An 18,119-nucleotide genomic window follows, 5' to 3' on the forward strand; every position below is an offset into this window, starting at 1 on the left:
CTTCTACCTCCCCGCCTCTCCAACTCTCACCTCAGCCCCCCTCACACCATCTTCTCCTCCACTGTGACTGTGCAAAATTTGCACACCCCTGGCTCCCTCACCTCTCGCCCCCTCTCCCACCCCAAACGTGACTCACTCACTGTAAGACACAAAGACAAACACACTAACATTTTCGACTGACTCTTTGACTTGACCCTAACAAGTGAGTTTGCGTATATTGTTCTATCTTGGACAAAATCGGCTGAGAGCATCTTTTCTGATTTTGCCAGATTCCCTCAACTCAAATTGAGCATCCAACGCCATGCCAGTCCTCCATCTCACCATCTTTATATCACTCCTCTTAGCTGTGATATTCATCGTGTGTTTTGCCGCTGAATCATGGCGTAAAAAAGGAAGCAGCACTGACCGATCAGCGCTGCTTCCTTTGTTAGAGGATGACGAATTTGAGCCATCTACCAAAGACCAAACAAAAAATGATTCCCTATGAATCAAACAACCATTACCTACAACGATAAATGCGTTCGCTATTTCCTTTGGGCTGCCATCATTTGGGGGCTTGTCGGAATGGCTGCTGGGGTTCTCGCCTCACTCCAACTTAACATCTCATGGGGCGCAGTCCGTGACTCAGCAGCACTGGGACCTATCATCCAATTCTTCTCGGGTGGTACAGCCGAAAGTGAAGGTATCCCATACATCACCTTCGGACGCCTTCGTCCAGTTCATACCAATGCCGCCATCTTCGCCTTTGTAGGCAATATGATGTTCGCTGGTATCTACTACTCGACTCAGCGCCTCTGCCGCTGTCGCGTCGCATCCGATAAGCTCACATGGCTTCATTTCTGGCTCTGGCAGCTCATTATCGTCGCTGCAGCTGTCACCCTCCCACTCGGCCTCACTCAAGGTAAAGAATACGCAGAGCTCATCTGGCCAATCGATTTGTTGGTCGCGGTCACTTGGCTCATCTTTGGATGGAACTTCTTCTGGACTCTCATCAAGCGTAACGAACAGTCGCTCTACGTTTCACTCTGGTTCTACATCGCTACGATCATCACGATCACTATGCTCTATGTAGTCAATAACCTCCAAATACCGACCTCACTCACCCATTCCTACCCAATCTTTGGTGGCGTCCAAGACGCTCTCGTTCAATGGTGGTATGGACACAATGCGGTCGCCTTCTTCCTGACGACCCCCATTCTGGGTATCATGTATTACTTCCTGCCAAAAGCAGCGAACCGCCCCGTCTACTCCTACCGACTCTCCATCATCCACTTCTGGGCACTCGTCTTTATCTACATCTGGGCGGGCCCTCACCACCTCTTGAATACAGCACTTCCCGAGTGGTTACAAATCCTCGGTATGCTCTTCTCAGTGATCTTATGGGCTCCCTCATGGGGAGGCATGCTTAACGGCTTGCTCACCCTCCGCGGTGCATGGAGCAAACTTCACACCGACCCGGTGATTAAGTTCTTCGCTGCCGCCGTAACCTTCTACGGTATGGCCACATTCGAAGGCCCACTACTCTCTATCAAGTCCGTAAACGCCCTTTCCCACTACACTGACTGGACCATCGGTCACGTTCACTCAGGCACGCTCGGCTGGAACGGTTTCATGGCTGCAGGCATGTTCTACTGGCTCGCCCCACGCCTCTGGAAAACCGAACTCTACTCAAAATCACTCGCCAATGCCCACTTCTGGGTCGGCTTCATCGGCATCCTCCTCTATGTCGCTTCCATGTGGGTTGCCGGTATCGGTCAATCACTCGCCCTCAACGAAACGCAAAATGGCTACGTCGTGAAGCAGTTCGTTCAGACCCTCGATGAAGCACAGCTCATGCTCGTCATGCGCTCACTCGGTGGAGGCCTCTACCTCATCGGCTTCTTCCTTCTCGCCTACAACCTCTTCATGACCTGTAAGCGAGGCAATGCCATCGACACCACCGTCGAAGTCGTAGTACGCGACCGTAAGGAAGTCGACCGAGTCACCGTCGGCACCGTTGTCAAACAAGACCCCTTCGCTGCCGTACTCGGTTTCATCCTCGCCCTCGTATTCTGGGTGACCAATCCAGGTAACTGGTTTGCCCTCGCCGGCATGGTCTTCTTTGGAGTCCTCTCCTTCATCCGATTCAAGAGAAATGCGAAAACTTGGGCTGACTGGCATGACACAATCACTGCCAACTACCTCCCCTTCACCATCGTAACCTTCTTCACGGCTGCCATCGGTGGTGCCGTCCAGATAATTCCTAACACACTCACTGCCAAAGCTGAGATTATCGATGACCGCCTCCAGGTCGTCTACACACCTCTCGAACTCGCAGGCCGTGATGTCTACATCGCAGAAGGCTGCTATAACTGCCACTCACAGATGATTCGCTTGCTCGAAACCGACTACGTCCGTTACGGCGACTACTCGCGCCTCGGTGAATCACTCTACGACCACCCATTCCAGTGGGGCTCCAAACGTACAGGACCAGACCTCGCCCGCGAAGGGGGGGACATCGTCGATGGCTCCAAAGTCATGCGCTCAGGTATCCGTGATAACTTCTGGCACTACCGCCATTTCATGAACCCGCGCGATATCGAAGTGAAGTCTAATATGCCTTCCTACTCGTCACTCGTCTCAACAGAAACTGATTTCAAGGCACTGCCAAAGAAAATCAAAATCCAAAAAGACATGTTTAAAGTGCCATTCCCAATCATGTCTGACGACGAGATCCAACAGCATGCCTACGAGCAAGCACTCGAAATCTCTAAGTCCATCGTCGACAAAAACCCATCCATCCCATGGGCCGGCAATGACATGAGCCGCGAAGAAATTGAAGCGAAACTCGCCGAAAAAGAAATCATCGCCCTCATCGCATACATGCAAAAACTCGGAGCTTGGGAAGTCCCTCTCGATGAAGATGGAAATCCAAAAGAACCCGCTCCCGCTCCATTCGAGGACCCGGACCGTAAAATTAAAAAAGATACCGCCAAACGCTAACCCGATAACACGATGATCAAAAAATACGTCTTAGAAAATCCGGAGCAGCTGGCTCAAATTACCTTCTTCATCATTACCCTCGGACTCTTCGTCTTCAACATGGTCTACGCCATGAAAATGGATAAGGAGAAAGCTCAGCAAATCGCTAAAAATGCGATCGACCTCGACGACTAACCCCCAACCAATTTGACCCATGGATAAAATGGAACAAGATCCTATCACTTCTAACGAAGCTATCAAACGTGCCGATTACGCACGCGAAAAGGGAGAAATCGTCCTGCGCGAACACGAATACGATGGTATCCAAGAATACGACCAGAAACTCCCTAACTGGTGGCTCTTCACCCTCTGGGGGGCAATCGCTGCATTCTTCATCTACTACACCCTCTACTACACACTCGACCTACTTCCCTCATCCACACAGGTGATGGACCAGCGAGTCGCAAAAATTGAGGAACAGCGAGCTCAGGCGCTCAAAGCACTCCTCGATAACATGGATGACAGCTCACTCGTCAATGACTGGGCAACCGATACCGCGGTCGTCTCCGCGGGTGAAGGTATCTATACTTCTATGTGCGCTGCTTGCCATGGTGCTGACCTCGCCGCAAATGGAGGCACCACAGGCCGTGCCCTCAATGACGGAGAATGGCACTACGGCGCCAAACCCATGGACGTCTTCAAAATTATCAATGAAGGCACACCTGAAGGCAGTAACGGATACAATGGCCTCAAGATGGTTGCATGGGGGAAATCCGGCCTCTCAGCCGAACAAGTCGCTCAAGTCACAGCCTACCTCATCAGCCTCAACCCTGATGACTTCAAAGAATACAAAAAATAATTCCTCCCAATGCGCCATGAGGCGTGGGCTCCGTCCCTACGCTTGCGCCTCATGGCAACACCTAACAAAGTAACCTATCAATCGATGCAACACCCAGATCCCAACCGTAAAAAAGAGCCCTGCAAAGACAAATGCACCGCATGCAAGAATTGCCAAGAACGTGCTAAACTTGCGTCTCAGCTCAGCAAACCCACAGCCACTCCCCAACAAGACCCCAAGTAAATAAGGCACTGTGGACCAACACCAAAAATCACCGAACTTAGACACCCTCTCCACCATCAATCAAGATGGGTCTAAGTTCAATATCCACCCAGCGGATGTCAAAGGGTCCTTCACCATTCGCCGCCGCATCACGGCATGGGTCCTCATCCTTATCTACATCCTCTTGCCATGGATACAAATCAATGGCTACCCAGCCGTCTTCATCGACCTCGCTGAAAGACGCTTCCACTTTTTTGGCCTCACCCTCCTGACTCAAGACTTCTGGGTTTTCTTCTTCCTCGTCTCTGGACTCGCTTTCAGCCTCTTCGTTCTCGCCTCACTCGTCGGCCGTGTCTGGTGTGGCTGGTTCTGCCCATACACCGTCTTCCTCGAACACCTCTATCGCCGAATCGAACGCTTCGTAGATGGTGACGGCCCAAAACGTAAAAAGCTCGATGCCGCGCCCATGTCAGGATCAAAAGCCCTCAAGCGCACCATCAAATGGGGACTCTATATCCTAGCCTCCTTCATCCTCGCACATATCTTTCTCGCCTACTTTGTCTCCATCCCAGGCGTCTGGGAAAAAATGACTTCGGCTCCCACAGAAAATATTAGCCAGTTCCTCTTCATCCTCTCATTTACGGCCATCTTCACCTTCTGCTTTGGCTGGTTCCGTGAACAATTCTGTATCATCCTCTGCCCCTACGGGAGATTCCAATCAGCCCTCACCGATGACCAAACTGTCACCGTCTTCTACGACCATAAACGCGGTGAACCTCGCGGCAAAATGCGCAAAGGTGACACGACCCCAAAAGGTGACTGTATCGACTGCAAACGCTGTATCAATGTCTGCCCAACAGGTATCGATATCCGCAATGGCCTCCAACTCGAGTGCGTCGCTTGCTCCGCCTGTATCGATGCCTGTAATGACATCATGAAAAAGGTCAACCGACCCACTGGCCTCATCCGCTACGATTCCACTGCTGGAATTGAAACTGGAAAGCGTAAAATCATTCGCCCGCGTATCCTCCTCTACCTCCTCTTTACCCTGATGGGGCTCAGCGCACTCACCGCCACTTTCATCAGTAAGGCAAAACCCTTCTACGCCGACCTCACTCGCATGCGCCAAACCACCTATAACGCAAGCAAAGAAGGAGTCCGCAATACCTTCGTCGTCAACATTACTAATAAACGCAACAGAGAAGCGACTTATACCATCGCCCTCGATGATAAAGCGACTAACAAACTTGTAGTCGATGACAGATCCATGACCGTCTCTCCCCTCGGTAGCTCTACAATCACCCTCTCGGTTCTATCCCCCGTCGATGACTACAATGGCCCAATCAATATCCAGTTCACCGTCACCGCTGATGACGACTCCCAACAACAACTTTCCTCACGCTTCCTGGGCCCTAACCCAAGACTCTACAAAGAAGATCTCAAATGAAGATACTCCAATTCTATAAAAGCCTATGGTTCTGGGTCATTCTCATGCACATCATCCTCGTCTGTGCCTGGTTTACCATCATCTCCATCTCTAAACAATAACCTCACTCTCAGTACCAATGACTGAAATGAGTACCATCGCTGCACTCAGTGCAGGACTCGCTACCAGTATCCACTGCGTCGGCATGTGCGGCCCACTCGCATGCTCGGTTACCAGTAAATCAAAAAGTCGAGATCATGCGCTGTTAGAAACTACAGCCTACCACCTCGGCAGAGTCGTCTCCTACACCATTATCGGTGGACTCGCTGGTCTCATAGGAAAGCAACCACTCAGCTTCTTCTTCGACTCACCAGCGGTCATCCTACCGTGGCTGATGATTCCATTTCTCCTCGTCACAGCCTTCCCTAATCTCATCCAAGTCCCAAAACTCAAGTTTCTCACCCTCCCATACTACAAGGCCAAGGCTTGGGCTCAGAATAAACCTCCAGGTGTTGCAGGGGGGCTCTTAGGTGTCATCTCACCCTGCCTTCCCTGTACCCCACTCTACCTCATATTCGGTGTTTCTTTACTCTCAGGATCTACTCTAACAGGCGCTAAAATCGCGCTTTGCTTCAGCCTTGGAACCATCCCCCTGCTCTGGGCGGCACAGTCCTCAACTCGACTCCTAACAAAATGGATCCCAGGGCCATGGAAGAACCGACTACGCAGCACTTTTCTTGTTGCCGTAACCGTCATCCTAGCAATCCGACTCCAAGGCACCTTACCCTTCACGAACAACGCTCAGGCTGCTGAAGAACAAAACCCGAATCAAGAGGCAGCTGAAACACCGGCGGAGGCAACTACAAAGGATCTCCCCAGCTGTTGCCACTAGAGTTCTACCATCATTCATATCCTTCTATCACCTTGTCTGCCTGCAAACATTGCTCCACCCCTATTCTCAAGAGTACCTCAGTGGAATTCTGCTGCCGCGGTTGCGAAAGCGTCTACAACCTCATTCACGACGAAGGTCTCGACTTATTTTACAAGCTTAAGTCTAACGATACCCTCTCCCCCCTCCGAGAACGCCCCTTCCAAGAAAAAGACTGGAGCTGGCTCCAAGAAAGTGCCAACGCAGACACCCAAGAATCCATTGTAAGCCTAGAGCTTGGTCTCAGCGGCATGTCCTGTATGGCTTGTGTATGGCTTGTGGAAACCGCAGCAAAAAAACACAAGGGAGTCCTAGAAACCTGTGCCGACAACACCCAAGGCTCCATCGACCTCACTATCGACATAAACCAATGTGATCTTGCCGAGGTCGCCGATGACCTCTTTAAACTCGGATACGAAATCCTTCCCAAAAAATTAGGCAAACACAAAGGCACTACCGACTCGCTAGTGATGCGACTCGGAATTTGTGGTGGTCTCGCCATGAACACCATGGCCTTCACCCTCCCACGCTATAATGGCATGGAAACCAGTGAGGACCTCTCAAGCCTCCTTACCATCATTGTCGTGGCGTCCTCCACCCTCACCTTGCTCGTCGGAGGGTCTTACTTCTTTAAGCGTGCATGGACAGCACTGCGACTCGGTGGCATCCATATGGATCTCCCCATCTCTCTGGGACTCATTCTCTCCTATGTCGGCTCACTCATCGGTTGGTATACTGGCCACGAAGCTCTCTTCTACTTCGACTTTGTGGCGATCTTTACCTTCCTCATGCTGCTCGGGAAACAACTGCAAATCTCCTCACTCAATCGTGCCAATAAGAGATTCCAAACTGACACTACCATTCCTGAGTTTTATCGCACCCCAGAAGGCGAGCAGTTAGATACTGAAAATATTCCGTCAGATAGCGTCATCATCGTCCCCCCAGGTACAGTCGTCCCAGTCGAATCAAGCCTCCTTGCAGAAAAGGCCGATCTCTCACTCGCTTGGCTCACAGGGGAGCCCAGTTCCCAACTCTTTAAGCACGCTGCCATCATCCCAGCAGGTGCAGTCAACCAAAGCGCCACCCCAATATCCGTACAAACGAACACCTCCACCACCGAAGATAACTCGATCGCAAAACTCCTCAGTACCGATACGCGACAATCTAACAATACAAACAAGCAAGCGCAGCAAAAAGCAATCCAAGTCTACCTCGCGGTCATCATCGTCTTAGGTCTGGTCGCAGGAGCCGCTTGGCTGCTAGTGACCGGCGATTGGGTAAAGTCATTTCAGGTTCTCATCTCCATTTATGTCGTCTCCTGCCCCTGCGGCATCGGTTTGGCCCTCCCCCTACTCGACACCAGAAGCTCAAAATACGCCCATTACTTTGGTATCTTCCCACTCACTTCACGCTTCTGGGAGCACCTCACGCGCATTGGTAAAGTCGTTTTCGACAAAACAGGCACCCTCACACTCGATAAACCTCAACTCACTGAGACCACACCTCTGGAATCCCTATCCACTGAACATAAAGAAATTCTTTTCACCCTCACCAGACGCTCACTCCACCCACTCAGCAGATCCCTTTTCTCACAACTCATCCAAATCGGAACCACCAATAGCTCCTTCACTAACGAAGTTGTCGAAACTCCTGGCCGCGGTACCTCCATGACCCTAGATGATGGTCGCAACTTCCAATTAGGCCGCAACTCTTCTGGCCATGATGCAGAATCACTCCACTGCGCGTTTACCTCTGACACACACACAATCCGCGACTTCTACTTCTCTGAGTCAGCACGTAGTGAAGCCACCCAAGCTATCACCGCTATTAATAACACCTTGACAAGCCCCTGCAGAATACTCTCTGGCGATGCCCAAAAACGCGTCCACGAACTCGCCAAACATCTCGGCATCCAAGAGTTCCAAGGTGACCTCCTCCCTCACGATAAACTCGAAGCAATTGAGTTGTTAGAAAAGCAACAGCCAGTTCTCTACCTTGGCGACGGAGTCAATGACCTCCCCGCTCTCCAAGCGGCCTCACTCAGCGGCGCCCCCTTTGCCAACATCAACATGCTCACCGCTGATGTCGACTTCCTCTTCACCGATGAAACCATGGCTTTCCTCCCAGAAATGATCCGCATCGGCGCCCAAAGACGGAGACGTAAGCTCAATTTAATTGCCTACACCCTCCTCTACAATGCCACGGTGCTAATCGTTGCCGTACTGGGTCTCATGTCCCCCTTGATCGCTGCGATCGTGATGCCACTTAGTTCCCTGCTGAGCATCGCTATTGTCAGCCAACCCTACCAACGTAATCGCTCATGAGCTCCCTCACTCTCCACAGTTGCGATGGCCAACCGCTTATGCTAGTTTCCCCACGCGGAGCAAGCAGCCTCCCCTACTGGATGACCAAAACAACGCACAACAGCATTCCTAAAGAAGCCGATACCATCTATACCGAACTTCTCGCCACCGACCTCTTCTCGATCTACCGAACAGCCTTCGAACAAGTCACAGGTCAAACCTTGGCTCTCATTCATCCCGATATCATCAGTACCCCTGAAGATGAATCCTCTCGCTGCAAGAATGACTTCTGCTCCCTCATGCTCGATACTGAAGTCTGTAAAAATCGTTGCACTGAACACACTCTCGACCTCTCAAAACGCATCGACCAACAAGCATTCACTGCTACCTGCGATGCCAATATCACCACCACCCTCATCCCCGTAAACACCAAACTCGGTATCGTCGCCTACCTCCGCTCAGGACAAGTCCGTACCGACAATAAAGAAATCGACCCTGACTTCTTTCTAAAAGTCTCCGAGGCCATGCCACCACACGTTGCCCGTGATGTCGTCTACCTCTTCGACGAAGCCAAAGTCTATACTAAAGACGAGTACAAATCCCGACTCACCTTGCTCGGCGCCTTCGCCCTCCAACTCTCGGATCTCGCCAACAACCTCCTGATCAAACCTAACCCCAAGTCCGGTGGCATCGTCGATATTACCAAACGCTATATACACGAAAAACTCTCAGAAAAAATCAGCCTCGACGCCCTCGCCGAAAATGCCAATGTAACCAATAGCTACCTCTGTAAACAATTCAAGAAAGCTACCGGCCTCACCGTCGTAGAATATATCAACCGACACCGAATCGAAATGGCCAAAGAGTTGCTCACCAGCAAAAACGTGCGCATTATCGAAATCGCCTACGAAACTGGCTTCCAATCACTCTCACAGTTCAACCGTAGCTTCCACCGCTACACCGGACAATCACCCACCGAATATAAAGCGGAACTCTCAAACTAACATCTACTCATGAAAACCCTCATCATACCTGCCGCTGCCACCCTCCTCGCCTGCATCGCGGCCTGTACCCAACCAAAAAATGATGACCCATTCGCCCCCTCAAAGGCCATGGCCGCATCCACAGGCACCCCGCTCGAAGACCTCGGTAAAGGCCACGCCATCTTCATGCGCCAATGCACACAATGCCATGAACGATGGATCCCAAATGAAATCCCCACTAAAGAGTGGCACAAGATCGTTCCCGGGATGGCTTGGAATGCCGGGCTCTCAGAAGAAGAAGAACGCCTCGTTACCGAGTACGTCATCGCCGCTAGCAAAGTGAAAAAAGAGGCTGCCTCCCAAAACTAATTTTTTAACCCTCCCCCCCTCTCTCGAGCGCCCACATCGGGCGCTTTTTTTGTTCCCCCACCTCACAATTTGATCTGTTAGGCAAAATATGCGCAGCTTTGGAGCAATCGCTGCACAGCAGAATCCCCCGCCACAAGCTAGCGTAACCACATCAGCCGAGCACCCCTCGGTTCCACCAATATCAGGATTCAATCATTATGAAAAACTACCTTATTGCTACAGGCCTTCTAGCTGGCCTTTCTATCACTGCACAAGCAGGTCCCCCCATGGCTCCTGTCGCGGCCACTCCCGACGCCTTTGCCAATGCCATCACACCTATTTCCAACCCAACTTTCCATGGCAACGCTCTCCCTAAGACTAACATCCACGGTATCTACATGTACCACAAGCTGCCCGACCAAATTTCCGCAGCCGGCACCAAGGTTCCTGTTGGAGGGGATGTAAATATCTTCGCCGTTCAGTTAGAGTACGCCTTTAACGAACGCATCTCACTGATTGCCACAAAGGATGGCTATGTCGACTTTAACCCAGACAAGTCAGTTCCCCAAGCCACTGGCTTTGCCAACCTCGCAGCTGGCCTCAAATACGCATTCATCTACGACCCTACCAATGAGTTCGTCCTCTCCGGATCTGGTGTCATCGAAGTGCCCACTGGTAACCGCGATGTCTACCAAGGCTATGGAGATGGAGCAGCGAATCTCATCATGTCAGCCCTGAAACTTCACGATGGTTGGCAGTTCTCTGGAGCCCTAGGCACTCGACTTCCCTTCGACGGCCGTGAAGAATCCACTACTGCCTTCCTCAGTGGCCACGTGAGCTATCATGTCACCGAAAAATTCGTTCCACTCCTCGAACTCAATTGGTTCCGCGTGCTCAGCGAAGGCGAGGGTCAAGGAGCAAATCTCGGCCAACTCCTCGAATTCGACGGCCTCGACCTCATCAACTTTGGTTCTAAAGATGGACGCGTCAACAAAGACACAGTGACCCTGGCTGCAGGTGCACGCTATAAATTCACCGATTGCGTCAATGTGGGTGCCGCCTATGAGATCCCCCTCACTAATGATGAAGACGGACTCACCGATTCACGCATCACCCTTGATATCGTCTGGACCTTCTAGACAAATTTCCCCCCATAAGTTCACTTTCTGAGTAGTGATAGTATTAAAGAGCCGTTGTGGATTGGCTGCCACAGCGGCTCTTTTTTCATCATTTTAAGCAGCTCCATCTAAGAAAATCTCCAGCTCATGAGTTATGAGGGTATGAGTATTCACGCTATGACCTCCCCACATGCTCGTGCTGCCTTAGCTGCTCAGAGACGTAACTCGACGATCTCCTCCCTCCTGATTGCCATCCTTGGAACCTTTCTCGTGGGCCTCATCCTCTTCATCATCACGATGAGCATTGAGCAAAAGACAAACCTCGAGATGATCCCTTTCAAGACCTCCCTCACCGACGACCCTCCAATTGAAAAACCTCAGACGCGCACCGAAGTGGAGCGTAAACCCACTTCCCCCACCTCAGCCATGACACCCACAATCGTCGCCAACATGGCCTCAGCAATCTCGATCCCAACACTGGATGTGGAAGCCACTGAATTGAACCTCGATTTCGGCATTGGTGATGACTTCGGTCTCGGCGATGGAACCGACTTCGGTACAGGAGCTGGCGGAGCCGCATCTGGCTTCGGCACCCCCACGAAGCTCAGTGGCACCCTCGGTGGATTCCTCTACGATTTCAAACAAGACAAACGTGGTAATACCCGCAAAGACTATACCGTTGGCAACAATGCGGACTTCATCAAGTTTGCTAAAAAATTCCAGAGCTCTCGCTTCAAGGCTTCCGGTCTGCGCGACCACTTTAAAGCCCCTGACGAGCTCTTCGTGCGCTACATTGCCATTCCATTCTCAAATGCCAATGCAGCCCCCACCTTCTTCAATGTCCAAGACATCGTCAAACCCAGTGGCTGGATGGTCCACTACAGCGGTAAAGTCAAAGCTCCGAAATCCGGGACCTTTCGCCTCGTGGGCTTCGGCGACGACTACCTCGGTGCTGCCATCAACAATAACGCTAAACTTATCGCACCTTGGCCAAACATCAGACCCGCACTCGAAAAACGTGGAGCCAACTCCCGTGACCAGCCGTCACACAAGAGCCCCTTTGGCCCCAACCTCGTCTACGGTGATTGGTTCACCCTCCGCGAAGGAGAGACCATCCAACTCGATATCGGCATCGGTGAAAACCCAGGCGGTAAAGTCGGATTCGTGCTCATGATCGAAGAGAAAGGAAAAGAATACACAAAAGGCTCCGATGGCCGTAACATACTCCCCCCACTCGTCTTCGGCCATCTTGCAAACGAAGATTATAAAGCACTGCGCGAGTTCCCCGGCTGGCAATTTGACCTCAACGATATTCCTATCTTCCAAGCCGAATAACCCCACTTTTGCTTCAACCTCAAGGAAGCTCCAGATCCCCTCGCTTTGATGTCGTGAAGCTAGGGGATCGCTCCCGTTCTGCACACCGACACCAGATTGCTCGAAAAAGTGTTGTCCTCACTGACAAATCCCCTTTCTATGACCTGACACATGTTCGAAGTCAGGGAAAAACCAGAAATGGTCGAGCGCGCATTGCTCGTGCGTATTTCATTCGACCGCCGCGCCCAAGATGATGATATCAGCCTCCTCGAAGAACTCGAAGAGCTCGTCACCACTCTAGGTATCGGCATCGCTGAACTCCATCTCGCCCACTCCCGGTCAATGCATAAAAAGTACCTATGCGGTACCGGAAAAGCCGCAGAAATAGCCGAGTACGCCCGCGCCCATGAATGCGATTGCATCGTCTTCGATAACCAACTCGCCCCCTCACAACAACGTGAATGGGAAGAATTAAGCCAGATCTGCGTCATCGACCGCGAAGAAGTCATCCTCGATATCTTTGCCCAACGCGCTCAAACCAAAGAAGCACGCCTCCAAGTCGACCTCGCCCGCATGCAATACGCCCTCCCACGCATGGCGCGAATGTGGGGGCACCTCGACCGCGAAGGGGGCGGCGGCTCCGGCGGAAGTGGCGCCGCACGCGGAATGGGGGAACAACAAATCGAAGTCGATAGACGACTCGCCCGGAAACGAATCGATCGTACCAAACGTGAACTCGAAGCCGTGCGCACCCAGCGTGCTACCCGCCGCAAGGACCGAGAAAAGAATGACACAGCCCACGCCGCCATCGTCGGATACACCAATGCGGGCAAATCCACCCTCCTCAACAAACTCTCTGGTGCTGACATCCTCGCCAAAGACATGCTCTTTGCGACTCTTGACACCACCACCCGTTCTATCGAACTCCCCGACGGTCAAACCCTCCTCTTGACTGACACGGTTGGATTCGTGCGCAACCTTCCTCACCGACTCGTCGAAGCCTTCAAGGCCACCCTCGAAGAAGCTGTCCTAGCCCAGTTTCTCATCCACGTGCTCGATGCCAGTGACCCACGCGCCATCGAATTTTTCGAAACTACCATGCACGTGCTCGGAGAACTTGGAGCGGAAGACAAACCCATGATCACTGTCCTCAATAAGGTAGACACCATCGAGGACGATAGCATCCTCGCATCACTCCAAGACCGCTTCCCTAACACCATTCTCGTATCGGCTAAACAAGGAATCGGCATCGATGAACTCCAGCATAAATGTTCTGAAATGCTCGGCGATAGAGTGCGACGCCGCACCTACAAGATTCCTCAAAGCCGAGGTGACCTCACAGCTCTCCTCCACTCGGAAGCTAAAGTCATCTCCACCGACTACGAAGGTAACGACATCATCGTAAACGCGATCGTTCCAAGCATCATCGCTGGAAGACTCGACCCTTTCCTCAGCGAATAAGTCCTACCTCCACTGGCTCAAACTTGATTCTTCCACGAAAGAGTGGAATGGTAGCGGCGTAATCATCAGACACCTATGCGTTCGCTCGTTTTCATCTGGCTCAGCCCACTCGCTCTTCTGGCACAAACTACCCAGCCCACTGCGCTGTCCACAGATCCCGTGCCTCCTGTTCCCAACCCCGCTGAAGCCAGTCAACTCCCATACGCCAGCCCCCCAAAAGCCCAACCCATCGATGAAGGCTCAGGCCAAGATATCAAAATCCCCAAAGATCGCGAAGAAATCGCACGCCTCCAAATTTTCCTAGACCAACAAAATTTCGGCCCAGGTGTCCTCGATGGAAAAATGGGCACCTACACAAAAATGGCGATAGAAGCTTACAATTTTAAGTTCGGCCGAAAAGATAGCGAGTGGGACAAAGTCAAAGAAGACGCCCGCCAGTCAGTTCCCACCCTCTACGCCACCGCCATCGTCCCCGAAATCGCTACCAAGTATGTCGATACAGGCTTCCGCTGGGGTGACAACCGCGGTTACCAAGCAACTCGTAAAGATATGCCATACCGCTCTATCGCCGAATTCATGGCAGAGCGCTACCATACCACCGTCGACTTTCTTAAACTCATCAATGGCAAAACCCTCATCGACAATGCCACCGTTCGTACCGCCATGCGCGTTCCCAACATCGAACCATTCAGAATCGAAAATATGGCGCACGGCAGAACCTACAAGTCCGACCCAGTCCTCAGCCAACGCTGGGCAGTCATCGATACCACCAAACACCAAATCCGCATCTACGAGCCACTCGCCCCCATCGATCCCCCCACCACAGAGCCAGCTTCTGAACAAACCTCCGACCTCGTCGAAGCGCCCACTCGCATCGAAATCGTCCCAGATTCCGCTGCCGGCCTTCCCAGAGCGATGATCGTCGAAGACGACCCACAACCAGATCAACAACTGACCATCCACGATGAACACCGCGCCGAAATCGTCGCAGCCTACCCAATCACCCCAGGCAAACCCCAGTTCATTCGCAGAGGGACCTGGAAAATGAACAACTCCATCGAATTTCCAACCTGGCGCTTCGATGACTCGCTCCTAAAGACTGGTCAGCGTAGCACCACCAGCCTGACCATCCCCGCTGGCCCCAATAACCCCGTCGGCGTCCACTGGATGGGACTCAGCCGCAGAGGTATCGGCATCCATGGTACCGATAAACCTGAACGTATCGGCCGAGGCCGGAGCGCAGGATGCATTCGCATGGCTAATTGGGATGTTGTCAAACTCCCCAAGATCATCCGCCCCGGAGCTACTGTGATTATCAAATAATTATCTCACCCCCCCCTCACACCAGTGGTTTTCCAAGCAAACCACCATTTCTTACTACGCAGCCGCCACTACACCACTATGATTGCCAGTTGATCACGTTCATTCCCAACCGAACCAGACCAACACAATGCAATCGAAGTACACCCCATTCGTAGCTAGCCTCCTCGCAGCTGGACTCCCCATAGCCCACTCCACTGCAGCAACTTTCTACAAAGCAAATAATAACGACCCAATTGCGCAAACCACCAGCTGGTGGACTAGCGTTGCAGGTCCCACCAACCCGACTTCCATTGGAACCTCTGACACTCTCTGGCTCGGAAGCAGCGGCCAAGGTGCAGATAGAATCCTAGACCTCGGCTCAGACCTCACCATTGGAGCCCTCCGACTCGACAACAACGGTGGCTCCCAAAATTACAATAGTACAATCAATGCCGGCAATACTCTCACCCTCACCGGCAACAACGACTATACCGGTGGGCTTGCTCAAGGCATCGTTCTCAATTCCTCTGCTGGTGGCTCCCTCACCATCCATGCCGACATCACCCTCGCCAACACCCAACGTTGGGTCTCCTCACGCAATCTTACAGTCACTGGTAATGTGAATCTAGCAGCCAATGACCTCACTCTCTGGTCAGCTGGCGGCACAACCGAAATTTCAGGCATCATCAGTGGCTCTGGTGGCATCATCCGTGATCACAGCTCAGGAGGTGTCGCTCGCCTTACCGGCATCAATACCTACACCGGCAACACCACCATCAACCAAGGCATACTTGAAATCGCCGGTGCCGGCTCGCTCGGTGCAGGTAGCTATGCGGGTGCTATCTCTGTTGGATCCGGTGACACACTGCATGTCAACTCTTCCGCCGACCAAACTTTCTCAGGCGTCATGTCAGGAGACGGTAACCTCATCAAGGGCAATTCCGGCACCCTCACCATGACCGCCAATAACACCTACGCGGGAACCACCACCATCAATGGCGGCATTCTCCAGATTGGTAACGGTGGATCCTCTGGTCTCCTCGGAACCGGTGACGTCACCATCGCAGATGGTGCAGAACTCATCATCAACCGTAATAGCAACTACAACGGCATCGATGCAGCAATCACAGGATCAGGCACCTTGCGATTCCGCGGCGGCAACGGCTCTTGGCTCCGCTTTCTCGACAATACCTCTGGTGGCTTTCACCTCGACATGGGGGCTTCGAGCTCAGATCGAGGCGATATCGTGTTCCACGACATTTGGGGAGATGGCACCACCCTCCCTAAATTCTCAGTCGCTTCACTCAGCGGATACGGCAACTTCCGCAGTGACTGGGGATCAGGCGCCGGAAATCGCACCATCTCAGTCAATCAAGATATAGACACCGAGTACCACGGCCGTATCAACCAAAATAATAATGGAGCACGTAGCATTAACTTAGAAAAACTCGGATCCGGCACCCTCACTCTCACCAATAACCATAACTACAAGGATACCTTTGTTGGCGGCACAGGAACCCTCCAAGTCGGTAATGGTGGAACAACTGGCGCCCTCGGTTCTGGCATTGTCACCATCGACTCTGGAGCGCAACTCACCTTCAATCGCAGTAACACATTCACCGTCGCCAACACATTCGCAGGCCTCGGAACCATTAATAAGAAGGGCACCGGCCGCATGCTCATCACAGGTGATAATTCCGCCACCTCTCGTATCTGGAACTTCTCAGGAACTGGCAATGGAGATATTGGCTTCAATAATGCTGAAGCACTCGGGGCCTCTGGCTCCAAAATCACCGTCCAAGACAATGGCTCAGGAAGCTTCTTCTTCAGCACCAATGGTGTCACCTCAGATGCCAACCTAGAAATTGGCTCCAATGCCACACTCAGCTGGAATGGTAGCACAGGCAGCACCTACACAGGTACAGGCCTGATCAGCGGTGCCGGACTCTTCAATAAACAAAGTGGCTCGACCCTTATCCTCACCTCCAATAACACCCACACCGGCGGGACACGTATCGAAAATGGTACCCTCCAAGTCGGTAACGGCGGCACCTCTGGCTCACTTGGCTCAGGAGCCATTAATATCCAAAACGCATCCACGCTGCGCTTCAACAGATCCGACGACTTTTCTGTAGCGAACGACATCTCAGGCAATGGCTCACTCGTCAAAGAAGGCGCGGGCAAACTTACCCTGACTGGCACGAACTACTACACGGGGAATACAGTCGTCAACGCAGGCTCACTCTACCTCAACGGTTCTATGGGCAATAGCGACATCACGGTGAATAATGGCGCCACCCTCGGTGGCTCTGGAGTCATCACAGGTGCCACAGCTATCCTTGATGGCGCAACCCTCGACCCAGGAAATAGCCCAGGACTCCTCACCTTCAATGGGGACCTCACCCTCGCCCTCAATGCCTTCATCAACTTTGAACTCGATGGCACCCAACCAAGCACACCATCCTTCAGTGACCACATCGCGGTCGGTGGAGCGCTGACCTTCGGCGGCCAAATCAATATCATCGATATTGGAAGCTTTGCCGGTGCCACAGCTGGCCAAGAATGGACCCTCTTCGATTACTCAGGTGGTAGCCTCAGCTTTGCCGGTGCAGACCTCGACTCCAGTTACACCTTCAATGCTCTCCCTTCACTCTCCGGAGGGCTCGAATTCAAAATTATCGATGACGTCGCAAACCAAAACCTAAACCTCGCCATCGTCACTGCCATACCAGAGCCTTCCTCACTCAGCCTTATCGGCCTAGGAGCCATCACCCTCATCCTCCGACGTAGACGCTAATCCATCGCTACTTCCTTTTTTTCTACTAGCCCACCCGCGCATCCCCGCCGGTGGGCTTTTATGTGAAGAGAGGTCAACTGGTAAGTTTGTTTCCTTTCTATTGGTTTGGGATGAGTTG

15 protein-coding genes are annotated in these 18,119 nt (G+C 52.3%); all 15 read left to right on the top strand.

Features of this window, described 5'->3' with window-relative positions; genetic code table 11:
- The first annotated feature begins 301 nt into the window (after positions 1 to 301).
- Complete coding sequence (locus ACFSW8_RS02560; protein ID WP_377089140.1) at positions 302 to 487, top strand: hypothetical protein; 186 nt, start codon at positions 302 to 304, stop codon at positions 485 to 487.
- Entirely contained in the window at positions 484 to 2,982 is a 2,499-nt protein-coding gene (gene ccoN, locus ACFSW8_RS02565; RefSeq protein ID WP_377089139.1) for a cytochrome-c oxidase, cbb3-type subunit I, read from the top strand. The genes ACFSW8_RS02560 and ccoN overlap by 4 nt, the downstream gene beginning before the upstream one ends.
- Before the next feature lie 12 nt (positions 2,983 to 2,994).
- Positions 2,995 to 3,156: a hypothetical protein gene (locus ACFSW8_RS02570; RefSeq protein ID WP_377089138.1), complete on the top strand. Its 162-nt coding sequence runs from the start codon at positions 2,995 to 2,997 to the stop codon at positions 3,154 to 3,156.
- Between the two features lie 19 nt (positions 3,157 to 3,175).
- Positions 3,176 to 3,820, top strand: a complete 645-nt coding sequence (locus tag ACFSW8_RS02575; protein WP_377177347.1) for a cbb3-type cytochrome c oxidase N-terminal domain-containing protein — start codon at positions 3,176 to 3,178, stop codon at positions 3,818 to 3,820.
- Positions 3,821 to 3,871: 51 nt separating this feature from the next.
- A complete protein-coding gene (locus ACFSW8_RS02580; protein ID WP_377177349.1) occupies positions 3,872 to 4,042 on the top strand; it encodes a hypothetical protein in 171 nt (56 codons plus the stop codon).
- 10 nt (positions 4,043 to 4,052) lie between these two features.
- Positions 4,053 to 5,468: a cytochrome c oxidase accessory protein CcoG gene (gene ccoG, locus ACFSW8_RS02585; protein ID WP_377089135.1), complete on the top strand. Its 1,416-nt coding sequence runs from the start codon at positions 4,053 to 4,055 to the stop codon at positions 5,466 to 5,468.
- A 118-nt stretch (positions 5,469 to 5,586) separates the two neighbouring features.
- Positions 5,587 to 6,339: a sulfite exporter TauE/SafE family protein gene (locus ACFSW8_RS02590; protein WP_377089134.1), complete on the top strand. Its 753-nt coding sequence runs from the start codon at positions 5,587 to 5,589 to the stop codon at positions 6,337 to 6,339.
- 32 nt (positions 6,340 to 6,371) lie between these two features.
- Positions 6,372 to 8,699, top strand: coding sequence for a heavy metal translocating P-type ATPase (locus tag ACFSW8_RS02595; RefSeq protein ID WP_377177351.1), 2,328 nt, complete (start codon positions 6,372 to 6,374; stop codon positions 8,697 to 8,699).
- A gap of 38 nt (positions 8,700 to 8,737) precedes the next feature.
- Entirely contained in the window at positions 8,738 to 9,682 is a 945-nt protein-coding gene (locus ACFSW8_RS02600; protein ID WP_377177353.1) for a helix-turn-helix domain-containing protein, read from the top strand.
- Positions 9,683 to 9,691: 9 nt separating this feature from the next.
- Complete coding sequence (locus ACFSW8_RS02605; protein ID WP_377089131.1) at positions 9,692 to 10,030, top strand: c-type cytochrome; 339 nt, start codon at positions 9,692 to 9,694, stop codon at positions 10,028 to 10,030.
- A gap of 197 nt (positions 10,031 to 10,227) precedes the next feature.
- Entirely contained in the window at positions 10,228 to 11,148 is a 921-nt protein-coding gene (locus ACFSW8_RS02610) for a transporter (protein ID WP_377177355.1), read from the top strand.
- A gap of 141 nt (positions 11,149 to 11,289) precedes the next feature.
- Positions 11,290 to 12,462, top strand: coding sequence for a hypothetical protein (locus ACFSW8_RS02615; protein WP_377089128.1), 1,173 nt, complete (start codon positions 11,290 to 11,292; stop codon positions 12,460 to 12,462).
- Positions 12,463 to 12,612: 150 nt separating this feature from the next.
- Positions 12,613 to 13,902, top strand: coding sequence for a GTPase HflX (gene hflX / locus ACFSW8_RS02620; protein ID WP_377089126.1), 1,290 nt, complete (start codon positions 12,613 to 12,615; stop codon positions 13,900 to 13,902).
- Between the two features lie 75 nt (positions 13,903 to 13,977).
- Complete coding sequence (locus ACFSW8_RS02625; RefSeq protein ID WP_377089125.1) at positions 13,978 to 15,225, top strand: L,D-transpeptidase; 1,248 nt, start codon at positions 13,978 to 13,980, stop codon at positions 15,223 to 15,225.
- A 127-nt stretch (positions 15,226 to 15,352) separates the two neighbouring features.
- Positions 15,353 to 18,001, top strand: a complete 2,649-nt coding sequence (locus tag ACFSW8_RS02630; protein WP_377177357.1) for a beta strand repeat-containing protein — start codon at positions 15,353 to 15,355, stop codon at positions 17,999 to 18,001.
- The last annotated feature ends 118 nt before the right edge of the window (positions 18,002 to 18,119 follow it).

Origin of the sequence: Rubritalea tangerina, assembly GCF_042683245.1 — a bacterium.
GTDB lineage: Bacteria > Verrucomicrobiota > Verrucomicrobiia > Verrucomicrobiales > Akkermansiaceae > Rubritalea > Rubritalea tangerina.

What these genes read in the sequence shown, in the direction of transcription:
- ACFSW8_RS02560 (WP_377089140.1), top strand. Translation starts at nt 302, where the DNA reads ATGCCAGTCCTCCATCTCACCATCTTTATATCACTCCTCTTAGCTGTG.
- ccoN (WP_377089139.1), top strand. Translation starts at nt 484, where the DNA reads ATGAATCAAACAACCATTACCTACAACGATAAATGCGTTCGCTATTTC.
- ACFSW8_RS02570 (WP_377089138.1), top strand. Translation starts at nt 2,995, where the DNA reads ATGATCAAAAAATACGTCTTAGAAAATCCGGAGCAGCTGGCTCAAATT.
- ACFSW8_RS02575 (WP_377177347.1), top strand. Translation starts at nt 3,176, where the DNA reads ATGGATAAAATGGAACAAGATCCTATCACTTCTAACGAAGCTATCAAA.
- ACFSW8_RS02580 (WP_377177349.1), top strand. Translation starts at nt 3,872, where the DNA reads ATGGCAACACCTAACAAAGTAACCTATCAATCGATGCAACACCCAGAT.
- ACFSW8_RS02590 (WP_377089134.1), top strand. Translation starts at nt 5,587, where the DNA reads ATGACTGAAATGAGTACCATCGCTGCACTCAGTGCAGGACTCGCTACC.
- ACFSW8_RS02600 (WP_377177353.1), top strand. Translation starts at nt 8,738, where the DNA reads ATGCTAGTTTCCCCACGCGGAGCAAGCAGCCTCCCCTACTGGATGACC.
- ACFSW8_RS02605 (WP_377089131.1), top strand. Translation starts at nt 9,692, where the DNA reads ATGAAAACCCTCATCATACCTGCCGCTGCCACCCTCCTCGCCTGCATC.
- ACFSW8_RS02610 (WP_377177355.1), top strand. Translation starts at nt 10,228, where the DNA reads ATGAAAAACTACCTTATTGCTACAGGCCTTCTAGCTGGCCTTTCTATC.
- ACFSW8_RS02615 (WP_377089128.1), top strand. Translation starts at nt 11,290, where the DNA reads ATGAGTATTCACGCTATGACCTCCCCACATGCTCGTGCTGCCTTAGCT.
- hflX (WP_377089126.1), top strand. Translation starts at nt 12,613, where the DNA reads ATGTTCGAAGTCAGGGAAAAACCAGAAATGGTCGAGCGCGCATTGCTC.
- ACFSW8_RS02625 (WP_377089125.1), top strand. Translation starts at nt 13,978, where the DNA reads ATGCGTTCGCTCGTTTTCATCTGGCTCAGCCCACTCGCTCTTCTGGCA.
- ACFSW8_RS02630 (WP_377177357.1), top strand. Translation starts at nt 15,353, where the DNA reads ATGCAATCGAAGTACACCCCATTCGTAGCTAGCCTCCTCGCAGCTGGA.